Annotated in this window: 29 protein-coding genes, 1 tRNA gene and 1 other RNA gene; 13 read left to right on the top strand and 18 right to left on the bottom strand. The window is 67.5% G+C overall.

What is annotated here, in order from left to right; all coding sequences use genetic code 11:
- Positions 1-49: 49 nt before the first annotated feature.
- The 5 genes from ASD82_RS14410 (at position 50) to ASD82_RS14390 (ending at position 4505) form a co-directional block, all read left to right on the top strand.
- Positions 50-1174 carry an FAD-dependent oxidoreductase gene (locus ASD82_RS14410; protein ID WP_056718501.1) on the top strand — a complete coding sequence of 375 codons (1125 nt, stop codon included), beginning with the start codon at positions 50-52 and terminating at the stop codon, positions 1172-1174.
- A gap of 92 nt (positions 1175-1266) precedes the next feature.
- A complete protein-coding gene (locus ASD82_RS14405) occupies positions 1267-1863 on the top strand; it encodes an aminodeoxychorismate/anthranilate synthase component II (RefSeq protein WP_056718500.1) in 597 nt (198 codons plus the stop codon).
- Positions 1860-2930 carry an anthranilate phosphoribosyltransferase gene (trpD, locus tag ASD82_RS14400; protein WP_056718499.1) on the top strand — a complete coding sequence of 357 codons (1071 nt, stop codon included), beginning with the start codon at positions 1860-1862 and terminating at the stop codon, positions 2928-2930. Before ASD82_RS14405 ends, trpD begins: the two co-directional genes overlap by 4 nt.
- Before the next feature lie 61 nt (positions 2931-2991).
- Positions 2992-3786, top strand: coding sequence for an indole-3-glycerol phosphate synthase TrpC (gene trpC / locus ASD82_RS14395; RefSeq protein ID WP_056718498.1), 795 nt, complete (start codon positions 2992-2994; stop codon positions 3784-3786).
- A gap of 5 nt (positions 3787-3791) precedes the next feature.
- Entirely contained in the window at positions 3792-4505 is a 714-nt protein-coding gene (locus ASD82_RS14390; RefSeq protein WP_056718515.1) for a haloacid dehalogenase-like hydrolase, read from the top strand.
- A gap of 29 nt (positions 4506-4534) precedes the next feature.
- Here ASD82_RS14390 and ASD82_RS14385 read toward each other — a convergent pair whose 3' ends face one another.
- Both ASD82_RS14385 and crp read right to left on the bottom strand, forming a co-directional pair.
- A complete protein-coding gene (locus ASD82_RS14385) occupies positions 4535-5281 on the bottom strand; it encodes a sulfite exporter TauE/SafE family protein (protein WP_056718497.1) in 747 nt (248 codons plus the stop codon).
- Between the two features lie 93 nt (positions 5282-5374).
- The gene (crp, locus tag ASD82_RS14380) at positions 5375-6076 is read right to left on the bottom strand and encodes a cAMP-activated global transcriptional regulator CRP (RefSeq protein ID WP_007807303.1); all 702 of its coding nucleotides are present in this window, start codon (positions 6074-6076) and stop codon (positions 5375-5377) included.
- A gap of 288 nt (positions 6077-6364) precedes the next feature.
- Between crp and speD the strand changes: the two genes are divergently transcribed.
- The gene (gene speD, locus ASD82_RS14375) at positions 6365-7150 is read left to right on the top strand and encodes an adenosylmethionine decarboxylase (protein WP_007807301.1); all 786 of its coding nucleotides are present in this window, start codon (positions 6365-6367) and stop codon (positions 7148-7150) included.
- 95 nt (positions 7151-7245) lie between these two features.
- On the opposite strand, the gene coq7 is transcribed toward speD, so the two are convergent.
- Complete coding sequence (gene coq7, locus ASD82_RS14370; protein WP_056718496.1) at positions 7246-7887, bottom strand: 2-polyprenyl-3-methyl-6-methoxy-1,4-benzoquinone monooxygenase; 642 nt, start codon at positions 7885-7887, stop codon at positions 7246-7248.
- Between the two features lie 290 nt (positions 7888-8177).
- Between coq7 and rplM the strand changes: the two genes are divergently transcribed.
- The 4 genes from rplM to ASD82_RS14350 all read left to right on the top strand — a co-directional run bounded on the left by rplM (position 8178) and on the right by ASD82_RS14350 (position 11176).
- On the top strand, positions 8178-8606 hold the full coding sequence (gene rplM / locus ASD82_RS14365) for a 50S ribosomal protein L13 (RefSeq protein WP_007807297.1): 429 nt from the start codon (positions 8178-8180) through the stop codon (positions 8604-8606).
- 9 nt (positions 8607-8615) lie between these two features.
- The gene (rpsI, locus tag ASD82_RS14360) at positions 8616-9008 is read left to right on the top strand and encodes a 30S ribosomal protein S9 (protein WP_007807295.1); all 393 of its coding nucleotides are present in this window, start codon (positions 8616-8618) and stop codon (positions 9006-9008) included.
- A 12-nt stretch (positions 9009-9020) separates the two neighbouring features.
- Positions 9021-9094: transfer RNA gene (locus tag ASD82_RS14355), tRNA-Gln, on the top strand.
- Between the two features lie 183 nt (positions 9095-9277).
- Positions 9278-11176 (top strand): chloride channel protein, encoded by a 1899-nt coding sequence (locus tag ASD82_RS14350; protein WP_056718495.1) that lies wholly within the window; start codon positions 9278-9280, stop codon positions 11174-11176.
- Positions 11177-11238: 62 nt separating this feature from the next.
- Here ASD82_RS14350 and rpiA read toward each other — a convergent pair whose 3' ends face one another.
- The 6 genes from rpiA to ASD82_RS14325 all read right to left on the bottom strand — a co-directional run bounded on the left by rpiA (position 11239) and on the right by ASD82_RS14325 (position 13858).
- A complete protein-coding gene (rpiA, locus tag ASD82_RS14345; RefSeq protein WP_056718494.1) occupies positions 11239-11880 on the bottom strand; it encodes a ribose-5-phosphate isomerase RpiA in 642 nt (213 codons plus the stop codon).
- Positions 11881-11914: 34 nt separating this feature from the next.
- Positions 11915-12352 carry an EVE domain-containing protein gene (locus tag ASD82_RS14340; protein WP_200950320.1) on the bottom strand — a complete coding sequence of 146 codons (438 nt, stop codon included), beginning with the start codon at positions 12350-12352 and terminating at the stop codon, positions 11915-11917.
- A gap of 11 nt (positions 12353-12363) precedes the next feature.
- Positions 12364-12984 carry a 5-formyltetrahydrofolate cyclo-ligase gene (locus ASD82_RS14335; protein ID WP_056718492.1) on the bottom strand — a complete coding sequence of 207 codons (621 nt, stop codon included), beginning with the start codon at positions 12982-12984 and terminating at the stop codon, positions 12364-12366.
- Between the two features lie 66 nt (positions 12985-13050).
- Positions 13051-13237: non-coding RNA, 6S RNA (ssrS, locus tag ASD82_RS17455), on the bottom strand.
- A 67-nt stretch (positions 13238-13304) separates the two neighbouring features.
- Entirely contained in the window at positions 13305-13619 is a 315-nt protein-coding gene (locus ASD82_RS14330; protein WP_056718491.1) for a cell division protein ZapA, read from the bottom strand.
- Positions 13619-13858 carry a TIGR02449 family protein gene (locus ASD82_RS14325; protein ID WP_056718490.1) on the bottom strand — a complete coding sequence of 80 codons (240 nt, stop codon included), beginning with the start codon at positions 13856-13858 and terminating at the stop codon, positions 13619-13621. The genes ASD82_RS14330 and ASD82_RS14325 overlap by 1 nt, the downstream gene beginning before the upstream one ends.
- Positions 13859-13968: 110 nt before the next feature.
- On the opposite strand from ASD82_RS14325, the gene ASD82_RS14320 reads away from it, so the two are divergent.
- Both ASD82_RS14320 and ASD82_RS14315 read left to right on the top strand, forming a co-directional pair.
- Entirely contained in the window at positions 13969-14532 is a 564-nt protein-coding gene (locus ASD82_RS14320) for a UPF0149 family protein (RefSeq protein ID WP_056718489.1), read from the top strand.
- The gene (locus tag ASD82_RS14315; protein WP_056718488.1) at positions 14529-15869 is read left to right on the top strand and encodes an aminopeptidase P N-terminal domain-containing protein; all 1341 of its coding nucleotides are present in this window, start codon (positions 14529-14531) and stop codon (positions 15867-15869) included. The genes ASD82_RS14320 and ASD82_RS14315 overlap by 4 nt, the downstream gene beginning before the upstream one ends.
- On the opposite strand, the gene cydX is transcribed toward ASD82_RS14315, so the two are convergent.
- The 7 genes from cydX to ASD82_RS14280 form a co-directional block, all read right to left on the bottom strand.
- Entirely contained in the window at positions 15866-16006 is a 141-nt protein-coding gene (gene cydX / locus ASD82_RS14310) for a cytochrome bd-I oxidase subunit CydX (protein WP_056718487.1), read from the bottom strand. The two genes, ASD82_RS14315 and cydX, sit on opposite strands and share 4 nt — an antisense overlap.
- Before the next feature lie 15 nt (positions 16007-16021).
- Entirely contained in the window at positions 16022-17152 is a 1131-nt protein-coding gene (gene cydB, locus ASD82_RS14305; RefSeq protein WP_056718486.1) for a cytochrome d ubiquinol oxidase subunit II, read from the bottom strand.
- A 117-nt stretch (positions 17153-17269) separates the two neighbouring features.
- Positions 17270-18847, bottom strand: a complete 1578-nt coding sequence (locus tag ASD82_RS14300; protein WP_056718485.1) for a cytochrome ubiquinol oxidase subunit I — start codon at positions 18845-18847, stop codon at positions 17270-17272.
- A complete protein-coding gene (cydP, locus tag ASD82_RS14295; RefSeq protein WP_056718484.1) occupies positions 18844-19074 on the bottom strand; it encodes a cytochrome oxidase putative small subunit CydP in 231 nt (76 codons plus the stop codon). Before cydP ends, ASD82_RS14300 begins: the two co-directional genes overlap by 4 nt.
- A gap of 82 nt (positions 19075-19156) precedes the next feature.
- Positions 19157-20473 carry a Xaa-Pro dipeptidase gene (gene pepQ, locus ASD82_RS14290; RefSeq protein ID WP_056718483.1) on the bottom strand — a complete coding sequence of 439 codons (1317 nt, stop codon included), beginning with the start codon at positions 20471-20473 and terminating at the stop codon, positions 19157-19159.
- A gap of 133 nt (positions 20474-20606) precedes the next feature.
- Positions 20607-20954 (bottom strand): PilZ domain-containing protein, encoded by a 348-nt coding sequence (locus ASD82_RS14285; RefSeq protein WP_056718482.1) that lies wholly within the window; start codon positions 20952-20954, stop codon positions 20607-20609.
- Positions 20951-23317 carry a DUF1631 family protein gene (locus tag ASD82_RS14280; protein WP_056718481.1) on the bottom strand — a complete coding sequence of 789 codons (2367 nt, stop codon included), beginning with the start codon at positions 23315-23317 and terminating at the stop codon, positions 20951-20953. Before ASD82_RS14280 ends, ASD82_RS14285 begins: the two co-directional genes overlap by 4 nt.
- Before the next feature lie 378 nt (positions 23318-23695).
- On the opposite strand from ASD82_RS14280, the gene ASD82_RS14275 reads away from it, so the two are divergent.
- Positions 23696-24541 (top strand): LysM domain-containing protein, encoded by an 846-nt coding sequence (locus tag ASD82_RS14275; protein ID WP_235580728.1) that lies wholly within the window; start codon positions 23696-23698, stop codon positions 24539-24541.
- Between the two features lie 48 nt (positions 24542-24589).
- On the opposite strand, the gene ASD82_RS14270 is transcribed toward ASD82_RS14275, so the two are convergent.
- Positions 24590-26314, bottom strand: a complete 1725-nt coding sequence (locus ASD82_RS14270) for a protein kinase (protein ID WP_056718479.1) — start codon at positions 26312-26314, stop codon at positions 24590-24592.
- A gap of 10 nt (positions 26315-26324) precedes the next feature.
- Complete coding sequence (locus tag ASD82_RS14265; protein WP_235580727.1) at positions 26325-26939, bottom strand: FHA domain-containing protein; 615 nt, start codon at positions 26937-26939, stop codon at positions 26325-26327.
- Positions 26940-26952: the final 13 nt, after the last annotated feature.

Genomic DNA, 26952 nt, shown 5'->3' with positions numbered 1-26952 from the left:
CCCCGCTTTCCCCGTTCCCCATTCCCCCATCTTCAACCCCGAGCTCGAAATGGATCTGATCGAAACCGACGTGATCGTGATCGGTGCCGGCATGGCCGGCGCCTCGGTCGCCTACTTCCTTGCGCCGCATGCGCGCGTGCTGGTGCTGGAGCGCGAGTCCTACGCCGGCATGCATTCGACCGGCCGCTCGGCGGCGCTGTTCAGCGAAACCTACGGTTCGGCCCAGGTGCGTGCACTGACCCGCGCCACCCGGCCGTTCCTGGCCTCGCCGCCGGCCGGTTTCGCCGCCGAGCCCATCCTCGGTCCGCGCGGCGCCACCCTGGTCGGTAACGCGGCGCAGGTGGATGACGTGAGCGCGTTGTACGAGGCGATCCGGCCGTTCACGCGCGACATCGAGCTGCATGACGCGACGCAGTTGCAGGCCGCCGTGCCGGTGCTGCGGCCGGAGTTTGCGCAAATCGGCCTGCATGAGCCGGGTGCGGCCGACATCGATGTCAACGAATTGCATCAGGGCTTCCTGCGCGGGCTGCGTGCGCGCGGTGGCCAGTTGCGGGTGGACGTGGCGATCCGGGCGATCGAGCGCGATACCGGCGGCTGGCGCGTGGAGGATGGCGAACACGCGTACCGCGCGCCGTTGCTGATCAACGCGGCCGGCGCCTGGGTCGACCAGGTGGCCAGGCTCGCCGGCGTGGCGCCGCTGGGCATCGTGCCGAAGCGGCGCTCCGCCTTCGTGTTCGATCCGCCCGAGGCGCTGGCCACAGCGCGCTGGCCCTTCATCAACGACTTCAGCGAAACCTTCTATTTCAAGCCCGACGCCGGCCTGTTGCTGGGCTCGTGCGCGAACGCCGATCCGGTCGAGCCGCACGACGTGCAGCCGGAGGAATACGACATCGCGCTGGGCATCCACAACATCGAGCAGGCGACCACGATGACGATCCGCCGGCCCCGCCGCAGCTGGGCCGGCCTGCGTTCGTTCGTCGCCGACGGCGACCTGGTCGGCGGTTTTGCAACCGATGCGCCCGGCTTCTTCTGGGTCGCCGCGCAGGGTGGCTACGGCATCCAGACCAGCGCCGCGATGGGCGAAGCCTGCGCCCACTTGGCGCTGGGCCTGCCGCTGCCGGCGCCGCTGGTGGATGCGGGGCTGTCGGCGGCGATGCTGGCGCCGCGCGGCTGAGCCAGGTTCCCCGTCGGCGCGGGCGGAAACCCGCGGCAGGCGCACTGTGGTTATCATGACGCACTGCGCCAATGCCACGAAGCGATGCCCCCATGCTGCTGATGATCGACAACTACGACAGCTTCACCTACAACCTCGTGCAGTACCTGGGCGAGCTGGGTCAGCAGGTGAAGGTGGTGCGCAACGATGCGCTGGATGTCGCCGCCATCCGCGCGCTGCGGCCTGCGCACATCATGATTTCGCCCGGACCCGGCACGCCGGATGATTCGGGCGTGTCGCTGGACGTGCTGCGCGAGCTGGCCGGCGAGATCCCGGTGTTCGGCGTGTGCCTGGGTCATCAGGCGATCGGCCAGGTGTTTGGCGGCAAGGTGATCCGTGCCAAGCAGATCATGCACGGCAAGACCTCGCCGGTGATCCATCGCGGCCAGGGCGTGTTCGCCGGCCTGCCCAATCCGTTCGAGGCGACGCGCTACCACTCGCTGGTGGTGGAGAAGTCGTCGCTGCCCGATTGCCTCGAAGTCACCGCCTGGACGGAAAATCCGGACGGCTCGATCGACGAGATCATGGGCCTGCGCCACAAGACGCTGGCGGTCGAGGGCGTGCAGTTCCATCCCGAGTCGATCCTGACCCAGCACGGCCACGACCTGCTGCGCAATTTCTTGGGACAGCCGCTGCGGGCGGCGGCATGAACGACAGCGTGCAGACCATCACGATCACGCCGCAGGAAGCCCTGCAACGGCTGATCGAGCATCGCGAAATCTTCCACGACGAGATGATCGCGCTGATGCGCCAGATCATGAACGGCGAGGTGAGCCCGGTGATGACGGCGGCGATCATCACCGGCCTGCGGGTGAAGAAGGAAACCGTGGGCGAGATCACCGGCGCGGCGCGGGTGATGCGCGAGCTGTCGGCGAAGGTCGAGGCGCCGGCACATCCGCATTTCCTGGATATCGTCGGCACCGGCGGCGACGGTGCGTCGAGCTTCAACATCTCCACCGCCTCGATGTTCGTGGCGGCGGCGGCCGGCGCGCGCATCGCCAAGCATGGTGGTCGCAGCGTGTCGTCGAAGTCCGGCAGCGCGGACGTGCTGGAGGCGCTGGGCGCGTCGATCGAGCTGGCGCCGGCGCAGGTCGCCGCGTGCATGGCCGAGACCGACATCGGCTTCATGTTCGCGCCGAACCATCATCCGGCGATGAAGGTGGTGGCGCCGGTGCGCAAGGAAATGGGCGTGCGCACGCTGTTCAACATCCTCGGCCCGCTGACCAACCCGGCCGGCGCCCCGAACATCCTGATGGGCGTGTTCCATCCCGACCTAGTCGGCATCCAGGTGCGCGCGCTGCAGCAGCTCGGCGCGCGGCATGCGCTGGTGGTGTGGGGTCGCGACGGCATGGACGAGATCTCGCTGGGCGCGGCGACCCTGGTCGGCGAACTGCGCGACGGCGTGGTGCGCGAGTATGAGGTGGAGCCGGAGGATTTCGGCCTGGCGATGGCGTCCAGCCGCAACCTGCGGGTGGAGAACGCGGAGGAGTCCAGGTCGATGCTGCTGGGCGCGCTGCAGGGCGAGGCCGGCGTGCCGCACGACATCGTCTGCCTCAACGCGGGTGCCGCGCTGTACGCCGCCGACGTGGTCGCCTCGATCGCCGACGGCATCGAGCTGGCCCGCGCCACGATTGCCAGCGGTGCCGCCCATGCGAAAATGCAGGCCTTCGTGGCGGTCACCCGTCGACTTTCCGGCCTGGTGCCCGTGGGCGTTTGAACTTCGCCGACGTCGCCATCGCTTTCATCGCGCCAGCTGCGCACCATCCAAGTGAGATGCCATGACTGACATCCTCAATCGCATTCTTGTCCGCAAGACCGAGGAAGTGGCCGAACGCCGGGCCCGAGTGCCCGAGGCCGAACTGGTCGCGCGCATCGCCGAGCTGCCGCCCACGCGCGGTTTCGGCGCGGCGATCGAGGCGAAGATCGCCGCGGGCCTGCCGGCGGTGATCGCCGAAGTGAAAAAGGCCAGCCCCAGCAAGGGACTGATCCGGGGCGATTTCGATCCCGCCGCGATCGCGGCCAGCTACGCGGCCGCCGGCGCGGCCTGCCTGTCGGTGCTGACCGACAGCGACTTCTTCCAGGGCAGCGAGGCGTTCCTGCAGCAGGCGCGCGAAGCCTGTGCGCTGCCGGTGCTGCGCAAGGATTTCATCATCGACGCGTACCAGGTGTACGAGGCGCGGGCGATCGGCGCCGACTGCATCCTGCTGATCGTCTCGGCGCTGGATGACGACATGTTGCTGCAGCTGTCGCTGCTGGCGGCCGAGCTGGACATGGACGTGCTGTGCGAAGTGCACGACGAGGAAGAGCTCGAGCGCGCGCTGGCCCTGCCGGTGCCGCTGATCGGCGTCAACAACCGCAACCTGCGCAGTTTCGAGACCTCGCTGGAGACCTCGCTGGCGCTGCAGGAGCTGATCGAATACGACCGCGTGCTGGTGGCCGAGTCCGGCATCCACACCCCGGAAGACGTGGCGCGCCTGCGCGAAGGGGGCATCCAGGCGTTCCTGGTCGGCGAGGCGTTCATGCGTGCCGAGGACCCGGGCAGCGAACTGCGGCGGCTGTTCTCACTGCCGTGATCGTGATGCCGGAGCCGGAAACCCTGCCCGCCGATACCGCTGGCGATGTCGATACCGATGTCGAGGCGGTCGCGCCGCGTGTGGTGCTGTTCGATTTCGACGGCGTGCTGTTTCGCGGCGACGCGTTCCATCTGTTCATCCGCGAGCGCTATCGCCGCTCGTGGTGGCGCTGGCTGCCCGCCGTGCTGGTGGCGCCGTTGCTGCTGCTGATCCTGCCGTTCTCGTGGCGCCTGCCGATGCATGTGCTGGTGCGCATCGCGCTGTTCGGGCTGGACGAGCGGCGTTACCGGCTTGCCGCGGAGACGTTTGCCGCCGATCTCGCACGACGGCCCCGGCAGTTCCACCGCGACGCCCTGCAGGTGTTGCGCCAGCATCAGCTGCAGGGCGACCGGGTGATCGTGGTGACCGGTTGCGAACACGCCCTGGTCAGCGGGATCGTGCAGCAACTGGGGCTGACCGGCCTGGACGTGCTGGCCTCGCAACTGCGCCCCGGCTGGCTGGGCATGCGCGTGCACTGGCACAACGTGGGCAGACGCAAGGTGCAGCTGCTGGCGAAGCAGGGTCTGTCGGCATGGCAGGTCGCCTACGGCGATTCGATGCATGACGTGGCGATGCTGAAGGTCGCCGCCGAGCCGGTGCTGGTCAATGGCACGCCGACCCTGTGCAAGAAGGTCGAGAAGGCGCTGGGCCGTACGGTCGCCCGCGTCGAGTGGTTCTGAGGACGATCCGCAGGTCGCGCAGTTTCCGTCTATCGAAGCAAGGTCTGCACCAGCTGGCCCAGGCTGATCAGCACGATCAGGCTGCCGACGGCCGCCATCACCGCGCGTTCGGGCAGGTGTCGCACCAGCCAGGCGGCGAACGGCGCGGCGATCATGCCACCGGTGAGCAGGCCCAGCACGATCGACCAGTGACCGATGCCCACGTGCAGCACCAGGGTGGCGGACACGCAGATGGTGACCACGAACTCGGCTGCGTTGACCGAGCCGATCGTGCTGCGCACGGCGCCGCCGCGGGCGATCAGCGTGCTGGTGGCCAGCGGTCCCCAGCCACCTCCGCCGATCGCGTCGAGCAGTCCGGCAAGAAAGCCCAGAACGCCGCTGTGCTGCACCTGGTGCCGGGTCAGCCGCTTGCCGAAGGCGCGCAGCAGGATCATCGCGCCGAGGATCAGCAGGTAGGCATTGACCCAGGGGCGGATCGCCTCGCCCGGCACGCTGGCCAGGAAGGTGGCGCCAAGGATGCCGCCGATGGCGCCGGGAATCGCCAGTTGCCAGAACAGCGTCCAGCGCACATTGCCGAACCATGCGTGCGAGGCGCCGGAGACGCCGGTGGTGACCACTTCGGCCGTGTGCACGGTGGCGCTGGCCACCGCCGGAGGCAGGCCCAGCGCCAGCAGTATCGAGTTGGAGACCAGACCGTAGGCCATGCCCAGCGCGCCGTCGACCAGCTGGGCGAGCAGGCCGACACCGACAAAGATGAAGAACTGTTCGTAATCCAAGCGTGGTCTCGCAGCGGACGGCGGAACGCCATCCTCAACCAGTCGTCGTAAAAAACCGGTTCAGGGGAGGGCTTCCCGGGAATGCGCCAACGATCAGCGGGTGCCGCGCACCACGATGGTCTTGCCGGACACGTCGATCATGCGCTGCTCTTCCAGCTGCTTGAGCACGCGGCCGACCATTTCGCGTGAGCAGCCCACGATGCGGCTGACTTCCTGGCGCGAGATGCGGATCTGGGTGCCGTCCGGATGGGTCATCGAATCCGGCTCCTGGCACAGGTCGAGCAGGGTGCGCGAGATGCGGTTGGTGACGTCCATGAAGGCCATCCGGCTGACCTGGCGCGAGGTGCGCAGCAGACGGTTGGTGAGCTGGGCGCCGATCGCGAACAGGATCTTCGGGCATTCCTCGCGCAGCGGGCCTTCCATCAGCTGGAACAGGCGCTCGTAGCTGATCTCGGCCATCTCGCAGGCCGTGCGCGTGCGCACCATCGACTCGCGCTGGGCCTGTTCGACGAACAGCCCCATTTCGCCGATGAACTGGCCGCGGCTGATATAGGCGAGGATGAGTTCGCGACCCTGTTCGTCCTCGGTGCACACCGCCAGCGAGCCGTCCACCACGTAGTACAAGGTGTTGGCCGGGTCACCCGGGCGGATGATCGCGGTCTTGCCCGGGTAGCGGCGGCGATGGCACAGCCCCAGGAAACGTTCCATCGCGGCGGGGTCGGGAGCAAAGCCCAGGGGGGCCTGCGAGCGTTCGAAAGCTTGTTGGAGCTGGTACTTGAGCTGAGCCACGGGCATCCCCTACAGGTAATTCTTGTCACGCCGGGCATCATGGCCACATGTTGTACACGTCCGTCCGGACATCATGACAGGCTTGGTCATTATGACAAAGCCGCGGATTCCACGCAGGTTCAAATTCCTCTGCTTTTGCCGCATACTTCGCGGTCTTTCGACAGCAGCCAGCCCGTTGCCGTCGTTCACAAGGGTCGTGCAGGCCCCTGCCTGTACTCCAAACCAATGCCGCGGGGACCCTTGTCGCTAACCCGCCTCTGATGTTGGCCGATATCCGGTCATGGAGCGCCGCCCGTGGTCAAACCACTTCCCCGTCTGCGTCTGCAGGGTTTCAACAACCTGACCAAGGCGTTGAGTTTCAATATCTACGACATCTGCTACGCGGTGTCGGAAGACCAGCGTCGCCGCTACATCGAGTACATCGATGAGCAGTACGACGCCGACCGGCTGACCCAGATCCTCACCGACGTGGCCGAGATCATCGGCGCGAACATCCTCAACGTGGCCCGCCAGGACTACGACCCGCAGGGTGCCTCGGTGACGATCCTGATCTCCGAGGAACCGGTGGTCGAGAAGCTCGGTCGCGACACCATCTCCGGTGCCGTGGTCGCGCACATGGACAAGAGCCACATCACCGTCCACACCTATCCGGAAACGCATCCGCACAACGGCATCGCCACCTTCCGCGCCGACATCGACGTGGCCACCTGCGGCGTGATCTCGCCGCTGAAGGCTTTGAATTACCTGATCGACAGCTTCGAGTCGGACATCGTGATCGCCGACTACCGCGTGCGCGGCTTCACCCGCGACGTGAAGGGCAAGAAGCACTTCATCGACCACAAGATCAACTCGGTGCAGGACTACCTGGCGCGGCACATCCGCCAGAAGTACGAGATGTTCGACGTCAACGTGTACCAGGAAAACATGTTCCACACGAAGATGCACATCAAGGACTTCGACCTGGACACCTACCTGTTCGAGGCCCACGCCGACGACCTGTCGTTCAAGGAACGCCAGCGCATCGAGTCGCTGCTGCGACGCGAGATCGAGGAACTGTTCCACGGCCGCAACCTGATGTGACAAAAACCCGCCGAAAGGCGGGTTTTTTTTCAGCTACGCACCCGCCGAAAGACGTTTTCAATGGATATGGCGCCCGCCGAGCGCGCGGTGCGCTTCTACAGCCGATACGCCACCGTCTTCATCACCATCGAGCTGGCGTGCATCAGCTGCGGCAGCGGAAACGGCAGGTCAATGCCGCCGCGTTGCTGCGCGGCCTGCGCGTGACGGATCTCGTCGGCCTGCATCCGGGTCAACACGGCGCGCGAACGCTCGTCCTGGGGTGGCAGCTGTTGCAGATGATCGGCCAGGTGGGCCTCGACCTGGCGTTCGGTTTCCACCACGAAGCCCAGGCTCAGCGCGTCGCCGGCCAGCGCGGCGGCGGCGCCGATCGCGTAGCTGCCTGCATACCACAGCGGATTGAGCAGGCTGGGGCGGCTGTCCAGTTGCTGCAGGCGTTCGGCGCACCAGGCCAGGTGGTCGGTTTCCTCGGCGGCGGCATGCAGCAGGTGCTCGCGGTTGTTCGCATCGCGGGCGAGCGCGGCCTGGCCCAGGTAAAGCGCTTGGGCGCAGACCTCGCCGGTGTGGTTGATCCGCATCAGGCCGGCGGCGTGGCGGCGTTCGGCCTGATCGAGTTCGTTTTCGGCGAGATCGGCGGACGGCGAGGGCCGCTGCGCCAGTGGCGCGCCGCCGACCGCTTCCAGTGCACGTTCGCAGCCGGCCAGCAGGCGATCGAGGCGGCTCAGGGTGCGTACGCTCATGCGTTGTTCTCCAGCTAGAGGATCGGCCAGCAGGTCAATGGGGGTTGCCTTGGCCAGGGCAAGCCGTGCGTCACGCCAGCGGCTAGGTGCCAGCGACCCCAACGGCCATGCGGGTTGCGACCGGGAAGCCTGGGGGTCTTTTCAAGCGGCCCGGTGGTCATGCTATCATTGCCAGCTCACAGCCCGCCGGTCGGTGGGCTTGCGCCGTGGATGAAGGCTCCGCTATCATCTCGCGCCTTTGATCCACCGATTACGCGTACCGCCTCACGGCGGCAGACAGGTATTCTGAAATGAAAACGTTTAGCGCCAATGCAGACAACGTCAAGCGCGACTGGTTCGTGGTTGACGCCACGAACAAGACGCTCGGTCGCCTGTCGACCGAAATCGCCCACCGTCTGCGCGGCAAGCACAAGCCGGAATACACCCCGCATTGCGACACCGGCGATTATATCGTGGTGATCAATGCGCAGAAGGTGCACGTTACCGGTGCCAAGCTGGACGACAAGATGTACCACCGCTTCACCGGCTACGTCGGCAACCTGAAGACCACCAGTCTGAAGGACCTGCTGGCGACCTACCCGGAGCGCGTGATCGAGATCGCCGTCAAGGGCATGCTGCCGAAGAACCCGCTGGGTCGCGAGATGTATCGCAAGCTCAAGGTCTACGGTGGTGCCGAGCATCCGCATACCGCACAGCAGCCGCAGGCGCTGGAAATCTAAGGAAATATCATGAGCATCCAGCAGAATTACGGCACCGGCCGCCGCAAGACCTCCGCCGCTCGCGTGTTCCTGCGCAAGGGCAAGGGCGAAATCATCGTCAACGGCAAGACGCTCGAAGCCTTCTTCGGCCGCGAGACCTCCTGCATGATCGTGCGCCAGCCGCTTGAGCTGACCGACAACACCGACAAGTTCGACATCAAGGTGACGGTCGCCGGTGGCGGCATCACCGGTCAGGCCGGCGCGATCCGCCTGGGCATCGCCCGCGCGCTGGTCGAGTACGACGAAAGCCTGAAGTCGCCGCTGCGCAAGGCCGGTTTCGTGACCCGTGACGCCCGCGAAGTCGAGCGCAAGAAGGTCGGTCTGCACAAGGCACGTCGCGCTACCCAGTTCTCCAAGCGCTAAGCTCAGTTCTACAGCCCCGTCGCCAAGCGGTAAGGCACCTGACTCTGACTCAGGCATCGGTGGTTCGAATCCATCCGGGGCTGCCAATACAAATGCCGTCGCCCGCCGCAAGGCGTGGCAAGTCGGCCGAGAAGCCCGCCATCCGGCGGGCTTTTTCGTTGGCGGGGGCGCGCTGGCGCAGGATCTTTCGTCGCCGCTCGTGCTTCCGTACCCTTCGGTTTTGCACTGCAGCAGCGTAAAATTTCGGCCTTTGACTCGTGAGCACTTTGATGACGACGGCAAGCGACAACGATCCCGGCCGCCCGGCGGTCCGCACCGAGGGCAGTACCGACGCGTTGCCGCTGGCGCCGACCATGGGCATGAGCCTGGATGCAGCCCGGATGCCGCGCCGCTCCACCCTGGTCGATCGTCGGGTGTTGCGCATCACCGCGGTGTCGATCGTGCTGGGCGTGCTGGCTGCGCTGATTGCGCGGTTGCTGACGGCTCTCATCGGCGTGGTGACGAATCTGGCCTTCTACGGCCGCTGGTCCACCGCGTTCTCCTCGCCTGCCGAAGCCGTGCCCCGACTGGGCTGGTGGGTGGTGCTGGTGCCGGTGGTCGGCGGCCTGATCGTGGGCGTGATGGCGCGCTGGGGTTCGCGCGCGATTCGCGGCCACGGCATCCCCGAGGCGATGGAGCAGGTGCTGCTCAATGAGTCGAAGATTCCGCCGCGGATCACCTTCCTGAAACCGATCTCCTCGGCGATCGCGATCGGCACCGGCGGCCCGTTCGGCGCCGAGGGTCCGATCATCGCCACCGGCGGCGCGCTGGGTTCGTTCATCGGCCAGGTGCTGAAGGTGACCGGCAGCGAGCGCAAGGTGCTGCTGGCGGCGGGTGCGGCAGCGGGCATGGCCGCGGTGTTCTCGGCGCCGATCGCGGCGGTGGTGCTGGCGGTGGAGCTGCTGTTGTTCGAGCTGCGCCCGCGCTCGCTGATCCCGGTGGCGCTGGCTTGCGTGGCTTCGACCGGCACGCGTTACCTGTTGCAAGGTTCGACCGCGGTGTTTGCGATGGGTGCGGTGGCATCGCCGGGAGCGATGGCCTTGCTCGTCTACGTGCTGCTCGGCGCGCTGATCGGCGTGGTCAGCGTGTGGACCACCCGCATCGTCTACGGCATCGAAGACCTGTTCGAGAAGCTGCCCATCCACTGGATGTGGTGGCCGGCGATCGGCGGACTGGTGGTCGGTGCAGTCGGCTACTTCGCGCCGCTGACCCTGGGCGTGGGCTATACCAACATCGAGGACATCCTCAACGGCAAGCTGACGCTGACCGCGCTGGCCTTCCTGTGCGTGATGAAATTCATCTCCTGGTCGATCGCGCTGGGCAGCGGCACCTCGGGCGGCACGCTGGCGCCGCTGTTCACCATCGGCGGTGCGCTGGGTGCGCTGGTCGGCCTCGGCATCGCCGCCGTGGCGCCGCAATTCGGGGTGGATCCGCGCATTGCCGCACTGGTCGGCATGGCGGCGATCTTCGCCGGCGCCTCACGCGCGCTGCTCACCGCGGTGGTGTTCGCGTTCGAGACCACCGGCCAGCCCGCGGGGCTGCTGCCGTTGCTGGGCGGTTGCACTGCGGCCTACCTGATCTCGGCCCTGATGATGCGCAACACCATCATGACCGAGAAGATCGTGCGGCGTGGCGTGCGCGTGCCATCCGAATACGTGGCCGATTATCTCGACCAGGTCGGGGTGGGCGAGGCCTGCACGCGCGACGTGGTGACCCTGGATAACACGCAGACGCTGGCTGAAGTGCGTCGCTGGCTGGCCGAGGACGTCGAGCAGACCCAGCACCAGGGTTACCCGGTGCTGGACGAACACCGCCGCGTGCTTGGCGTGCTGACCCGGCGCAGCCTGCTCGACCCGCAGTGGCACTACACGCTGAGCCTGGGCGAACTGCTGACCCGGCCGCCGATCGCGGTCAGCGAGACACATTCACTGCGCGAGGCGGCGGACCATATGGTGGCCGAGAGCGTGGGCCGACTGGTCGTGGTGAGCAAGGACGATCCGCACAAGCTGGTGGGCATCATCACCCGCGGTGACATCCTGGCGGCTCATGCGCGACGCCTGCGCGAAGCGCGGCACTCGGCCCGCCACCTGCGTTTCCGCGACGGCCTGAAGCCGCGGCCGGCGCAGTAAGGTGCTGAAACAAGAAACGGCCCGCAAGGGCCGTTTTTTTCGGAAGTGGACGACGTGACGAATCACATCTCCCGGTCGCCGATCAGCACCACGTCGGCGGGACGCTGCGCGAACAGGCCTACGGTGACGATGCCGGGCAACTGATTCAGTTCGCTTTCGAGCGCGGCGGGGTCGACGATCTGCCAGCCGTGCACGTCGATGATCCAGTTGCCGTTGTCGGTGACCACGCCGTCGCGCCACACCGGGTTGCCGCTGCGCTTGACGATCTCGCGGCCGATCAGGCTGCGCGCCATCGGGATCACCTCGATCGGCACCGGGAACTTGCCGAGCAGGTCGACCCGCTTGCTGGAATCGATGATGCAGACGAACTTCTCGCTGGCCGCCGCCACGATCTTCTCGCGGGTCAGCGCCGCGCCGCCACCCTTGATCAGCCGCTTGTACGGATCGCATTCGTCGGCGCCGTCGATGTAGATGGTCAGCGGACCGGCGGCGTTGAGGTCGAGTACCGGGATGCCGAGGCGCTTCAGTTGCGCGGTCGACTGCTCCGAGCTCGACACCGCACCCTGGATGCGATCCTTCAGGTCGGCCAGCGCATCGATGAAGAACGCCACGGTGGAACCGGTGCCGACCCCCACGATGGCGCCGTCCTCGACGTAGCGGATGGCGGCTTCGCCGGCCAGCTTTTTCTCGTTTGCGTTGCTCATGGATGGTTTCCGGTGAAAGGGGATCGGGTGACGTTCATTCCAGCGCCAGGATGTATTTCCAGTGCGCCGCATCGACCGGCATCACCGACAGCCGGTTGCCCTTGCGCAGCAGCGGCATCTCGGCCAGTGAGGGATCGTTCTTCATTTCGTCCAGGCTGATCGTGCGCTTGAGCTTCTTCACGAACTTCACGTCGACCAGCATCCAGCGCGGATTGTCGCGCGAGCTGCCGGGGTCGAAATACTTGCTCTTCGGATCGAACTGGCTGGGATCGGGGTACGCGTCGGTGGCCACCTCGGCGACGCCGACGATCCCGGGCACGGCGCAGTTGGAGTGGTAGAAGAACACCTTGTCGCCGGGACGCATGCCGTCGCGCATGAAGTTGCGCGCCTGGTAGTTGCGCACGCCGTCCCAGGCTTCGCGCTTCTTGCGCTTGAGGTCGTCGATCGAGAACGCGTCCGGTTCGGACTTCATCAGCCAGTGGTTCACGCGGGAGTCTCCGGTTCTGAATCAGGCGTGGTGCAGTCGATCAGCTCGCGCTCGGTGGCGATGAAGTCGAGCGGGACATCCCAGTCCTCTTCCTCGACTTCTGGCAATTCCTGGAACGCATAGGCGATGCCGACCAGCAGCGGCTCGGTGGGGCGCACCTGTTCGTTGAGGAAGGCGAAGCTGCGGTCGTAATAGCCGCCGCCGTGGCCGAGCCGGTTGCCGCGGCGGTCGAAACCGAGCAGCGGCACCAGCACCAGGTCGATCTGGAACGGCTCCAGCAATTCGGGCGGATCGACCGGCTCGGGAATGCCGTAACGATTGGGCTGCACCCCGTCGCCAGCCTTCCATGGCGCGAAACGCAGTTGCCGGCCCGCGCCGATCACCGGCAGCAGGAATTGCTGGCCACGCGTGGCCAGCGGCGGGATCACCAGGTTCAACGGCAGTTCGCCGTGGCTGGCCCAGTAGCCGGCCACGCGGGCGTCGGTGAAATACTCGGGCAGTTGCTCCAGGCTGCGGCGCAGGCCCTGGGCGGCGGCGATGCGTTCGGCCGGCGGCAAGGCGCGGCGACGTTCGGCCAGTTGCTGACGCAGATCGCGGCGTTGGGCGTTGACGTCCACGTGGCGCGCGGCTCCGGCGTGATCGTCCCGTTCGTGGCTCGAGGAACGGGACGGGGGAAAGAAGTGGCGCAGACCGCGATGCCGCTGCCCACCGAACGACCTTGATCCAAGATGGATCAGGTGGGAGGGTTACATGGTCTAAAGGCTTTCCGCACGCGGCGGACATGCACAACAACCGATGTGAAACCGACCCGGGGCCGTATGTAGGAACAAGGCAAATGTAAGAGTGTGCTGGCGCACATCGCAGAAAACGCCGGGGGTCATTTTAGGCGCTTGATCCGCAATGTGCCACTGGCGCGATGGATGTCGCAGGCTGCGGTTCAGCGCCTAGGCACTTCGTGCTCGAACGCGTCGTCGAGCTTGCGCTGCAAGATGGCAAGACCGTCGCTCAGGCGCTGTTCCTGGCTTTCGTGCTGCTTGCGCAGGCCGAGGAATTCGTGCGCGACGCTGATCGCGGCCAGCACGGCCAGTCGTTCGAAGCTGGGTGCCTTGGCGTTCGCACGCAGCTCGCGCATCTTGCGATCGAGAAAGCCGGCGGCTTCGAGCAGGCCTTCGCGCTCTTCCGGCGCGCAGGCGATCAGGAATTCTCGGTCGATCAGCCGCAGCGCGACCGGTTCACTGGCGGGTGTGCTCATCAGCTGTTGCTCTCCAGCGACTTCAGGCGCTGGATCATCGCTTCCACGCGGCTGCGGGCCTGTTCGTTGCGCGCCATCAAGCCGGCGCGCTCGCCGGACAGCTGTTCCTGGCTCTGCCGCAGGCTGCGGTTTTCCTCGTTCAGCCGACGCACCGTTTCCAGCAAATGGTCAAGCTGGCGGGCCAGCGCGGCCAACTGCTGGTGGACCGGATCGGACGGGGCGGGATCGGGCGTGCTCATGGCCGAAACTATAGCAGGACGTTGCGGGAAATCTGCGAGCCGGTCGACGGGTGCGGAGGGCGCCGCCCGGTGCATTAAACTGGCCGTCATTCTTGCGAAGGAGCACCGCCATGGCGGCTACCGGGCCGATCGGCCACGACGATATCGATGCGCTGGTCATGCGTCTGCGCCTGGGCACCGAAGCCAGCGAACTGCACGGCTCGCTGTGCGGCTACCTGGCCGGCGGCGCCCGTCCGCAGGGCGGCGACGTGCTTGCCGCCCTGCAGCTGGATGGCGAGGCGACCGACCCCACGACCGAGGATCTTGCGCTGCTGCAGCGGCTGACCCGCCAGTGCGAGCGCGAGCTGGCCGACAGCGAACTCGGCTTCGAGCCGCTGCTGCCCGATGACGACCGCCCGCTGGTCGAACGCGCCGAGGCGGTGGTGGACTGGTGTCGCGGCTTCCTCGGCGGCTTCGGCCTGGCCGGTACCGCGGCGCACGCGTCATTGTCGGAGGAGGCGCAGGAGATCCTGCGCGACTTCGGCACCATCGCCGCCTCGTCGTTCGACTTCAACAACGAGGACGAAGACGAGGATGCGCTGATCGAGGTGCAGGAGTTCGTGCGGGTCGGCGCGCTGCTGCTGCATGCCGAGTGCAACCGGCACGATCCGGCGTCCAGCGGCAGCGTGCATTGATACCGGTCGAACACGGCTCGACCCCTGCGGCGATCGACCCCGAGGAATTCGCCCGTCGCCGTCGCCAGCTGATGAAGATGGCGGGCGAGGATGCGGTGCTGCTGGTCGCCGCCGCGCCCGAGCGCATGCGCAACGCGGACGCCGCCTGGCCGTACCGGCAGGACTCGGATTTCCACTACCTGGCCGGCTTCCCGGAAAGCGACGCCGTGCTGGCGCTGTTGCCCGGGCGCCAGCACGGCGAAGTGGTGCTGTTCTGTCGCGAGCGTGATGCCGAGCGCGAGCGCTGGCACGGCCATGCGATCGGCACCGAACAGGCGGTGGCCGGTTACGGCATGGACGATGCGTTCCCGATCGACGACATCGACGACATCCTGCCCGGCATGATCGAGGGCCGCGCCCGCGTGTATTGCCACTTCGGCCGCGAGCCCCAGTTCGATGCGCAACTGCTGGGCTGGATGCGCCGCCTGCGCCAGTTGCGCGGCGGCGGCGTGGTGCCCAAGGAATTCGTGGCGCTGGGCCACCTGTTGCACGACCTGCGGCTGTACAAGTCGAAGGCCGAGCTGCGGCTGATGCGCGCGGCGGCCGGGATCGCGGTGGAAGCGCACATGGCGGCGCTGGGCGCGGCCACGCCGGGACGCCACGAGTACGAGGTGGAGGCCGAGCTGCTGCGGGTCATGCGCAGCCGCGGCGCGGTGCCGGCGTTCGTGCCGATCGTCGCCGGCGGCGCCAACGCCTGCGTGATGCACTATCAGAACAACCGGGCGCGACTGCGCGACGGCGACCTGCTGCTGATCGATGCGGGCGCCGAATGGGATTGCTACGCCTCCGACATCAGCAGGACATTTCCCGTCAACGGGCGTTACAGCCGCGAGCAGCGGGCGCTGTATGAAGTGGTGCTGGCCGCCCAGCTGGCGGCGATCGACGAGGTCCGTCCCGGCCGTCCGTTCAACGCGGCGCATCTCGCGGCGGTGCGCGTGCTGAGCGAGGGCCTGTGCGAACTCGGCCTGCTCAAGGGCAGCGCCGATGCGGCGGTGGCCGATGGCAGCTATCAGCGGTTCTTCCCGGCCAAGACCGGCCACTGGCTGGGGCTGGACGTGCATGACGTGGGCGACTACCGCATCGACGGCGAGTCGCGCCTGCTCGAGCCGGGCATGGTGTTGACCGTCGAGCCGGGTCTTTACGTGCCGCCGGACGACCGCTCGGTGGCCGAGCGCTGGCGCGGCATCGGCATCCGCATCGAGGACGACGTGGCGGTCACCCGCGACGGCAACGAGGTGCTCACCGCGGCGATGCCCCGCCAGGCCGAGGAGATCGAGGCGCTGCTGGCCGCGCGCTAGCTCAACTCGTCCGGCAGTTCGGCGTCGCTGCGCAGACGATTCGCCTCGTCCGTGGCGTGCACCTCGTACCACATGGCGTTGAGGATGGCGAAGGCGCAAGCTAGGCCCAGGCCGAGGATCCACGAGAAATACCACATCGGTTCGTACTCCTCTCAATAACCGCCGTGCGCCTTGCGCACCTGCTCCAGCGTCACCCGTCCGCGCATCACCCGATAGACCCAGCCGGTATATAGGATGACGATCGGCAACAGCACCGCGGTGACCAGCAGCATCAGTTGCAGGGTGCCGCGACTGGACGAGGCATCCCATACGGTCAGGCCGGAGCGCGGGTCCAGGCTGGAGGGCAGCAGGAACGGAAACAGCGCGAAGCCGGCCGAGGCGATCGTGCTGCCCACCATCAGGCTGCTGGCGATGAAGCCGGCCACGCTGCGTCGGCCGATCAGCGCCTGCACGCCCACGGCCGAGGCCAGCGCCAGCAACGGTGCCACCCAGAACCACGGATACTGCATGTAGCCCGCAAACCAGCTGCCGCCCACCGCGACCTGCTTGAACAATGGGTTGGCCGGGCCGTCGGTCACCACCGGTCCGGCGATGGCAAAACCGGGAACACCCCAGGCCAGCCACACCCCGGCCAGCACGTACAGCACGGCGAACAGCAGGGTGGTCCAGCGTCCGACCGTCACCGCCCGCGCCGCGATCGCGTGGTCAGCCTTCATCGCGGCGAAACAGCTGCCATGCGCCAGCAGCATCGCCAGCGAGACCAGGCCGCACAGCAGCGCGAACGGATGCAGCAGGTCGAAGAAGCCGCCCTGCCAGCTCATCCGCAGATCGCCGTCGAAACGGAACGGCAGGCCCAGGAACAGATTGCCGAACGCCACGCCGGCCACCAGCATCACCACCACGCCGGACGCGCTGAGCACCCAGTCCCACGATGATGCCCAGCGCGGGTCGTGGATCTTGCCGCGGAAATTGAAGCCGACCGGGCGCAGGATCAGTGCCAGCAGCACCAGCGCGATGGCGAAGTACATGCCCGAGAACGACACCGCGTACAGCATCGGCCAGGCCGCGAAGGTGGCGCCGCCGGCCAGGATGAACCACACCTGGTTGCCTTCCCAGGTCGGCTCGATGCCTTCCAGCAGCACCTGTCGTTCCTCGTTGTCGCGGCCCAGCACCTTCAGCAACGCGGCCACGCCGAAGTCGAAGCCGTCCATGATCGCGAAGCCGATCAGCAGCGTGCCGAGGATGGCCCACCAGATCACCCGCAAGGTTTCATAGTCAAACATCGCCGTTCTCCTTTGCCTCCTCTCCCCCTCGGGAAGAGGATTGAGGTGAGGGGCGGGTGCTCGCCATGGTGCTGATCGAAGCACGCTTCAATGTGTGCACGTCGCCAGCCCGGCCCATCATCCCAACCCTCTTCCCGCAGGCGAGGGGGAGCCATCCGTGGACGGCCAGATGCCCAGGCCATCCGGCCCCTTGCGCACGAACTTCAGCATCAGGAACACATCGATGATCGCCAGCGCGGTATAGAACAGCACGAAGCCGCCCAGCGACGTCAGCACCTGGCCCGCGCTCACCGACGACACGCCCAGCGCAGTGGGCAATACGCCCTCGATGGCCCACGGCTGGCGGCCGTACTCGGCGACGATCCAGCCCAGCTCGATCGCGATCCATGGCAGCGGCAGACTCCACAACGCCAGGCGCAGATACCAGCGCTGCGTATCGAGCTGGCGCGTGCTGGCCTTCCAGAACGAGAAGGCGAACAGCGCGATGAAATAGAAGCCGCAGCCGACCATGATGCGGAACGCCCAGAACAGCACCGGCACGTTGGGGATGGTGCTGTCGGCGGCCTTCTGGATGTCTGCCGGGGTGGCCTGGCGCGGGTCGTCCACGTACTTCTTCAGCAGCAACGCATAGCCCAGATCCTTGTCGTGCGCGGCCAGCGTGGCCTTGGCTTTTGCGTTGTCCCGGTCCTGGCGCAGCACCAGCATCGCGTCGTAGGCCTGGATGCCGGTGCCGATGCGACCCTTGGCGGTCTCCACCAGTTCGGCGATGCCGGGCATCGTCTCGTCGATCGAACGGGTGCCGATCAGGCCCATGACCCAGGGAATCTTCACGGCATAGTCCGTGCTGCGTCGTTGCACGTCCGGAAGGCCAAACACGGTGAACGAGGCCGGCGCCGGTTCGGTGTGCCACATCGCCTCGATCGCGGCCATCTTCATCTTCTGGTTCAGCGACACCGTGTAACCCGAGGCATCGCCCAGCACCACCACCGACAGCGCCGCGGCCAGGCCGAAGCTTGCCGCCACCGTCATCGAGCGTTTGGCGAAGTCCACGTTGCGTCCGCGCAGCAGGTACCACGCGCTGATCGACAGCACGAACATCGCGCCCAGCACGTAGCCGGCGCTCACCGTGTGCACGAATTTCTCCTGCGCCACCGGGTTGAAGAACACCTCGGAGAACGAGGTCACTTCCATCCGCATCGTGGTCGGGTTGAACGCCGAGCCGACCGGGTGCTGCATCCAGGCATTGGCGACCAGGATCCACAACGCCGACAGGCTGGTGCCCAGTGCGAGAAACCAGGTCACCAGCAGGTGCTTGATCCGCGAGATGCGATCCCAGCCCATGAAGAACACGCCGATCAGGGTGGCCTCCAGGAAGAACGCCATCAGTCCCTCGATCGCCAGCGGCGCGCCAAAGATGTCGCCGACGTAGTGCGAGTAATACGCCCAGTTCATGCCGAACTGGAATTCCATGGTCACTCCGGTGGCCACGCCCATCGCGAAATTGATGCCGAACAGCACGCCCCAGAAGCGCACCATCTGCTTCCACACCTCGCGCCCGGTCATCACGTAGACGCTCTCCATGATGGCCAGCATCCACACCAGGCCCAGGGTCAGCGGCACGAACAGGAAGTGGTACATCGCCGTCAGCGCGAACTGCAGGCGCGACAGCGTGACGACATCGGCGTCGATGATCATGGGCGGGTTTCCGCGGCGGCGTGGGACGCGGGGGCGAGCCGCTGCGCGATCGCCTCCGCGCTGGTGTCGGGCTTCGGCTGCGGTGCAAACACCACCCACCAGATCAGCGTCAGCGCCGCGATCTTCAGCGCGATGATCGCGAACAGTTCAAGGCTCAATCGCCGCAATGGCCGCGGCGACGTGCCGAAGGTCTCGGCGGAAGTGCTGGAAACCGGGGAGCTGGACATGCGACGAATCCGGGCCTTGCCTGCCCGTCAGCATACGCCGCGGGGATGTCTCGGCCATGTGGACGAATGTCGCAGCGGCGACTTACAGCATGCCGAACGCATCCCGGGTGAGGTTTTCCGGCGCGTCGTCGGTGCACGCCACGTCGTCCTCGATGCGGATGCCGCCGTACTGGCGGAAGTGGTCGACCTTCGCCCAGTCGATGTCGGCCGCGACCGGTTTGTCGCGCAGTTCGGCCAGCAACATGTCGATGAAATACAGGCCGGGTTCGATCGTCACCACCATGCCCGGCTCCAGCACGCGGGTCATGCGCAGGTACGGATGACCGTCCGGACGGGCGATGCTGCCGCCGCGTTCGCCTTGCTGGAAGCCGGCCACGTCGTGCACCTGCAGGCCGATCGGATGGCCCAGGCCGTGCGGAAAGAACGCGCCGGTCACGCCGGATTCGACCGCGCTTTCCGCGCTCATGCGCAGGAAGCCATGCTCGCGCAGCACGCCGGCCAGCACGTGGTGGGCATGGATGTGCAGCTCGGGGTAGCTCTGCCCGGCGCGCACCTTCGCCGCGAAGCCGCGCTGCGCGGCGTCGACACTGTCGATCAGCGCCTGGAATTCGCCCGCCTGCGGCGAGGCGTAGGTGCGGGTGATGTCGCTGGCGTAACCCGCCGCGCTGGCGCCGGCGTCGATCAGGAACGAGCGCGACGCCGCCGGCGGCGTGCGGTCGAAGTGCGTGTAGTGCAGCACCGCGCCGTGTTCGTTCAGGGCCACGATGCTGGCGTAGGGCAACTCGGCATCGATCTGTTTCGCGGCGGCAAGATAGGCCATGTGGATGCCGAACTCGCTTTCGCCGGCGCGGAACGCCGCTTCGGCGGTGCGATGGGCGCGCGTGCCGATGCGGCTGGCTTCGCGCATCAGGGCCAGTTCGTACGGCGTCTTGTAGCTGCGGTGCCAGTGCAGGTAATCGAGCACGGCCGGCGGGTTGTTCGCCTCCACGCCATCGGTGACGGGGCAGGCGGCGGCGATCACCGCGCGCCTGCCGGCGGGCAGTTGCGCGATCGCTTCGGCGGCGCTGCGCACGATCACGATGTCGAAGTGCTCCACCCAGTAGCCGTGCGGCGCCGCAGGCACCACGTGCCAGTAGTCGCGCGGCTGCACGAAGACCAGCTTCGGCTTGCTGCCCGGCGTGTACGCGACCCAGCTGCCCGGCGCGTCGGTCAGTGGCAGCCAGTGCTTGAAGTGCGGATTGACCACGAACGGGTAGTCCTGGTCGTCGAGGAACTTGCCCGGTGACGTGCCGGCGGCGACCAGCAGGTGGTCGTAGCCGCCCAGCGCAAGGGCGTGGTCGGCGCGTTCGCGCACGGTGGCGAGGTGCTGCGGATACAGCGGGGCGAACAAGTCGGACATGGAGACTCCTGCGACGACGAATCGTGGCGCGGCCGCCGCGCGGATGCGGCGGGAGCGAGCGTTTCGCGGTGGACCGGGGATGGGCGGGGCAGGCGTCATGATGACGCCGCCGCGCCGCAACTTCCAGTCAGGGTCAGGCCTGCGCCAGCCAGCTCTCGAGGCGTGCGGCGTCGGCGTCGCTGATCGCCACGATGCGATAACCGGCCCAGATCTGCCCGGAACTGGCGGCCGCTTCGTGCCACTGTTCCTGGATGCCGACCTCGATCGGTTGCGACTGGGTCAGCATCCGGCCCGAGCCGGGCAGGGTCATGCTGACCTGGTACAAGGCCTCGCTGCGCGGCGCCTGGGCGCTGATCAGCAGCATGCCGGTGCTGGAAAGATTGCCGAGGTGGCCGATCGGCAGGCCGCTGATCACGTCGGTGACGATCGCATTGACGGAGGCCCGCTTGCGCTCGGCGCGGCGCTGGTTGCCGGTGCTCATGAGCGGACGCTCCCGGACGGCGGGCGTCGTGGCTGCAGGCTGCCGGTGAGGCTGCGCCATGCGCGGTCGAGCAGGCTGTCCGGCTGGGCCGGCACTTCGCAGACGCGGCCGCTGGCGACTTCATGGGCAAGCTGGGTCAGGCTCATTTCCTCGCCGCGCTGGCCGCGCCGGCTGACCAGCAGGCAGCGGCCGGACATCGGTGAGTACCAGGCCAGCTTGCGTCGGGAGATTTGCCCGCTGGCCGGGTCGATGAACTCGAACCAGCTGCCGAACGGCAGTTCCTTCAGATGCTGTTCGATCCGCCGCACCCGCGGATCGACCGCGTCGTCCTGCTGCTGCGACGTCGCCACGGCGGCCGGCGCGTGCGGAGGCGCCGGTTCGCTGCGGGGCGCCGGCGCGGTCGTGCTCTTGCGCGGGGACGGCGGGGCGGCGGCCGGGCCTGCCATCGTTTCGTGGCTGGACTGTTGCTCGCCCAGCCGCTGGTGCTGCTTCAGGCGCAGCGCCAGGTCGGTGGCGCTGGGCAGCTCGGTGGAAGGGTCCGGCGTGCCGGCGCCCAGCAGCCGCTGGGCCACCTGCACCGCCTCTTCGGCGTGCATGCCGATCTGCTGCAGGCCCGATTCCACTTCCGTCTGCAGGTGCAGGCGGTCGTCGACCGGCAGGCGGCCGAGCAGCTGGTCGGTGATCTTCAGTTGCTCGCGGAACGCCTCGCTCTGTTCGCCGTGGCGCAGCAGGGTCAGCGCCAGCACGTCCGACCAGGCGCGGTCGAGCAGGGCGCGCAGCAGGCCACGCGGTGGCGATTGCGCGAACCGCTCGGCCATCAGCTCGCCGGCGCGACGACGCGCCTGGTCGAGTCGCTCGCGGCCTTGGGCCGCTTCCACGTGGCGCCGCTCGGCGGCCTGCGCCTTGCGCGTGAGCAGGGCCAGATGATGTTCGATGTCGGCCAGCAAGGTGGTGTACAGGCCGGCGCTGGGCGGCTCCTGGTTGGCGCGGCTGACCAGTTGCTCCAGCTTGCTCGCCAGCGGCCGGTTGCTTTCGTCGTCGCTGCCGTCCAGCCAGTCGTTGGCGGCGGCGGTGACGGTGTCCAGCAGCCGGCGTGCCGGGTGCTCGCGTTTCTCGAAGAAGCCGTGGTCGGCCACGGCCATGCGCAGCACCGGCAACTGCAGGTCGGTCAGCAGGTGGCTGGCGTTGCCGCCCTGCTGCAGCTGATGGCCGAGCTGTTCGAACAGGCGCGCGACCAGCTCCACCGTGTCGCCCTGTTCGTCGCTGAGCTGGGTGCGTGGCGCGCCGGCGGGCCTGCCGAAGTTGAGCTGGGCCACCAGTTCCTCGCGCAGGCGGGCGGCGGTGCGCAGTTCGCGGCTGGCCTGGTCGGTGACCTGGGCCAGGTGCTGCTGCAAGGCGCCCAGTGCCGACTGCAGTTCGTCCTCGCTGGCCGCGCGCCCGCCGGAGCCGCCGCTGAGACCGTCCTGGACGGCGCGTTGCTGCGCCAGCAGATCGCGCAAGGATTCCAGTACCTCGATCGGCGCTCCCGGTGCGCCGCCCGATGCATGGGCGGGCGTGGCGCTTGCGCCGGGGCTTGCCGGTGTCGTCGCGGCCTCGCCGGTGGCGTCGCCGCCTGCGCCGGCGGTGCGGGATCGCTTGCCGATGTTCCGCGGGATCGGGATGCTGCGCAGCTGCGGCAGGATGCCGTCGGCCTTGAGCTGGGCGTTGATGTTCTCGTACAGCGGGGCCAGCGGCTGGATCACCCATTGATCGAAGTGCTGCAGCAACAGCAGCTGGTGCTTGAGCGGCAGCTCGAACTCGCCGCTGGCGGCGTGGCAGGCCCTGGCCATGGCGTGAGGACCGAGCGGCAGCGCGGGACCTTCCAGCGGCGGTGCGCCAATCAGCACGGCCAGCCGGTAACCCAGCTCGTACAGGGCGTTGCTGTGGCGGACCTCGCCGCGGGCGCCCAGCTGTTCGAGCGTCATGGCCACTTCCTGCTCGCCCGGGTCGACCAGTTCGAGCACCTGCCACGACTTCTCGTTGCCGGCCGTCTCGGCCGAGTCGGGGTTGCGCTCGTCTACCCGATCGAGCGCGGCGCCAAGCTGCTCCATGAAGCGCTGGGCAAACGCGGCGCGATCCTGCAGCACGCGTTGCCGACTGGCGAAGCAATCCTGCTGGACGCCGGCATTGTGGGCGCGCTCGGCCAGCGCAAAAAGCTGTTTCTCGAATTCGCCCAGGCAGCGCCGCAGGGGTTCCTGCAGTCCTTCCACGCACAGCGTGTAACTGGTTTCGAACAGGCGCTGCGCACGCGCAGGCCAGCGCGCGCTAGTCCTACCGCCCTGATGCGACGCAAACGAGTGACGTCGATCGTGTCCGACATCCATGCAAGTGCCTGTGAATTCCCCCCGGAGCGGCCAGTTTATGCTGGTTCCCGCGGCTATGTCATGCGGAGGCTGGAATCCGGGGGAGGATGATCGACGGGTGCGTGGCGAAAGCGGGGACGCGGCGGTCGCCCCAAGCCGCCGGGGCGGGGCTATATTGGGCGGCCGGAAAGGTTCGCGACGACGTTGCGTTGATCCTCAGTTCGGGCAGGTTGGCGAATTGGCGGGCGATCGCTGCGCCGCGGTGTGTGGCACGGTGGCCGGACAGGGCAGGGAAAACAGGCATTGCAAACAACATCGACAAGATCCTGGCGCCGCCAGCCACGGCAATGGACGACGCCGTGCGCGACGCTTCTGCTGGTACTGGCGGTATCCGGTTGCGTGCGACCGACCCGTTCCGTGGTGGTCAGCCCTTCGGCCCCGCGCGCGTCGGGTGTTGCCCGCACGGTGGGCACCGATGCGTCGTTTGCGACGATCGTCGACGAGCTGCAGCATGGTCATTACGCGGAAGGCGAACAGGCGCTGCGCCAGCATCTGGCGAGGCATCCGGGCGATCGTGCGGCGCAGGCCATGCTGCGCCAGCTCACCGGCGATCCGCAGCAGTTGCTCGGCCGTTCGTCGCAGGCCCATGTGGTGCAGGAGGGTGAGTCCTACAGCTTGCTGGCGGCTCGCCATCTCGGTGATGCCAGCCGGTTCCTGATCCTGGCGCGCTACAACGGTTCGACCAACCCCTCGCGATTGCAGGTGGGCCAGACGGTGCAGTTGCCGATGTCCGGGGCCGCTGTCCCGGCGGATGCGGAGCCGTTGGTGGCTGACACCGGCGAAGCCGGTCGTGGCGGCACGGGCGAGCCGTCGGCACCGGCGCAGGCGGATGCGCGACGCCCCGTGGCGGCAGTCGCGGAATCATCGGCGCAGAAGGCGCGACGGTTGCAGAAGGAAAGCGTGGCCCTGCTCGGCCAGGGGCAACGGCAGCAGGCGCTGGCACGCCTCGACGAAGCGCTGACCATCGATCCGCGGCTGCCGCCGGGCGGGGCCGCGGCAGCGTCCCTGCGCAAGGATCTGCTGGCCGGATGCCACCAGCGGGCCATCGTGCTGTATCGCAACCAGCAGTTGGACCCGGCCATCGCGTTGTGGGACCACGTGCTGGCCATCGATCCGGGCTATGAGCCGGCCACCATCTACCGCGCCCGCGCGCTCGAGTTGAAGCAGCGGCTCAAGCAGTTCTGATCGTCGGGCACGGGCAGTTGGCGGGATGCCTCCGGATCGCGTCGTCGATCAGGATGGGTGGTATGTGTCGTCGTCGCCGTCTACTGCCTGGCCGTCCGCCACCGGCAGGATCAGGGTGGGTCGGGTGACGTCTTCCACGGTGGCGGCAGCCGTTTCTCCGGGATGTCGCCGCCGGCCCTGCAGCGCACCGTTCATCAGGTTGAATGCGGCGAACAGCCGGCCCAGTTCGTCGCGGCGAACCAGCCGGATGCGGTAACGGAAGTCGCCCCGCGCCACCCGCAGCATCGCGTTGCCGAGCAGGTCCAGCAGGGTCAGCAATTGCCGGGACAGCCAGTACGTGGCGCCGATCACCGCGACCAGCGTCACCACCAGCACGGCGATGATGACCCACAGGGTGGTCTTGCGGGCTGCCCGCAGCGGCGCGTCGCTGATGCCCAGATGCAGTTCGCCCACCGTGGCCGTCTGGTAATGGATCGGCACGTCGAACAGCAGCATCTCGTCGCGGCCGGGGGCGCCGGTATCGCTGCCCCGATAGCTGTCGATATCGTCCGATCGCGACAGCGGCTTCTTCCCGGTCAGCGCCGGCAGCCGGGTGCCGACCTCATCCGCCTGCGTGCTGGCGATGATTTCGCCATAACGATCGGCGATGGCCAGATAGTGGATCTGCTGGTTGCGGGCGATGCTCTCGACCAGTGCGCGGGTGGCGGCGCGATCGCCGAGCAGCAGGTTCTCCGCCGATTCGTTGGCGACCATGCGCCCCAGCGAGCTGCCGAAATCCAGCGCCAGGCCGGTGACGGCGGCGTTCTGCTTGGCGTGGATCGCCGCCAGTCCCAGCAGCAGGGTGAGGCTGAGCGTGGCGCCGAGGACGCCGACCCAGCGCAGGCGTAGCGAGGTGATGTGGCTGGTCAGTGGCCGTTCGTGCAGGCGCTCGTACTCGCGTCGGGCCAGCCGCAGGTCGGCGACGACTTCGCTTCCCCGCTGATAGCGCTCCGTTGCCGCGGGCGCCAGCAAGGTGTGCACGATGCCGACCAGGATCGACGGCGCGGACGGATCGCGTGGCTGGATCGACGGGTTGGGCAGGCGCTGGCGCGCATGGATCAGCTGCCGGATGTCGCCGGTCTCCGGCCATGGCAGCTTGCCGGTGAGCAGCCAGTACAACACCACACCCAGCGAGAACAGGTCGCTGCGTGCGTCGGTCGGTTCGCCGCGCAGGTGCTCCGGCGCCATGTAGGCCGGCGTGCCGGCGATCTGGGTGCGCGTGGCGCCGGGCCTGTCTTGCCCGCCGCGTCGTTCGGCGATGCCGAAATCGTTGACCTTGGCGTGTTGCCAGCCCTCGGCCAGCATGATGTTCTCGGGCTTGATGTCGTGGTGCACGACCCCCTGGGCGTGGGCGTAGTCGAGTGCGGCGGCGATCTGTCCGGCCAGCTCCATGATCGCCGGCAGTGAAGGAAAGCCCTCGCGACTGACGCGGCTGGCCAGCGTCTCGCCGGAGAGCCGCTCCATCGCGATGTACGGACTGCCGTCGTCGGTCTCTCCCACGTCGAAGATGGTGACGATGTGGGGATGGGTGAGGTGGCCGGCGGCTCGCGCCTCGACCAGGAAGCGGTCGCGATACACGGGGTCGGCGGCAATCTCCCGGTGCAGGCACTTGATCGCCACCGCACGCTGGATGTCCGGGTCGAAGCCGGCGTAGACGACGGCCATCGCGCCCTCGCCGAGGACGCCGTCGATGCGGTAGCGACCGACCTTCGGCGGGATCTCGCGCGCGGTCACGGCAGCGGGTTCAGATCAGCCACCAGGCCAGCGCGACCACGGCGATGAGCGCCAGCGCCCCGGCCGCGATCCGGCGCCCGTTTGCGGCGCGGCGTACATCGTGTTCGCGGGTCAGGAACACGAACTCCGCGTGACCCAGCCGGATGTGGTCGCTGTGCTTCAGCATCGTCATGTGGATGCGCTTGTCGTTCACGAACGTGCCATTGGTGGACAGCGTGTTCATGATGATGTGGCGGCCCTGCTTGTTGGTGATCCAGGCATGCGAGGCGGACACGCTCGGGTCGTCGACGACGATGTGGTTGTCGTTGCCCCGGCCGATGGTCTGCCTGCCCTCGTTCAGGGTGAAGCGCCGGCCTGCCAGCCCGGGACTGATTCCCTCGAGCACCGGCTGGTGCACGCTGGCCAGGCCATCCAGGGTCGCCTCGGCCTCGCTGGTGTACTGGCGCAGCATCTCGGTCGCAAAGAACCGCGTTCCCTGCGGTCCCGCGGAGTGTTTGTCGGCCGGGTCCGCTGGCGTTTGATTGTGGCCGTTCATGAAGATCCTGGGGACCGATTTCGTGGTCACTATAACCAACCGCCCGACCAAGCGAACACCTCCCGGCGAGGCGTGCCTGCGCAGGTTCACCCCATCATTCAGC

The sequence above is a fragment of the Rhodanobacter sp. Root179 genome (assembly GCF_001428465.1).
In the GTDB taxonomy this organism is placed as follows: Bacteria; Pseudomonadota; Gammaproteobacteria; order Xanthomonadales; family Rhodanobacteraceae; genus Rhodanobacter.
The sequence above is the reverse complement of the archived record's forward strand: the minus strand, read 5'-3'. Positions and strand labels throughout refer to the sequence as shown.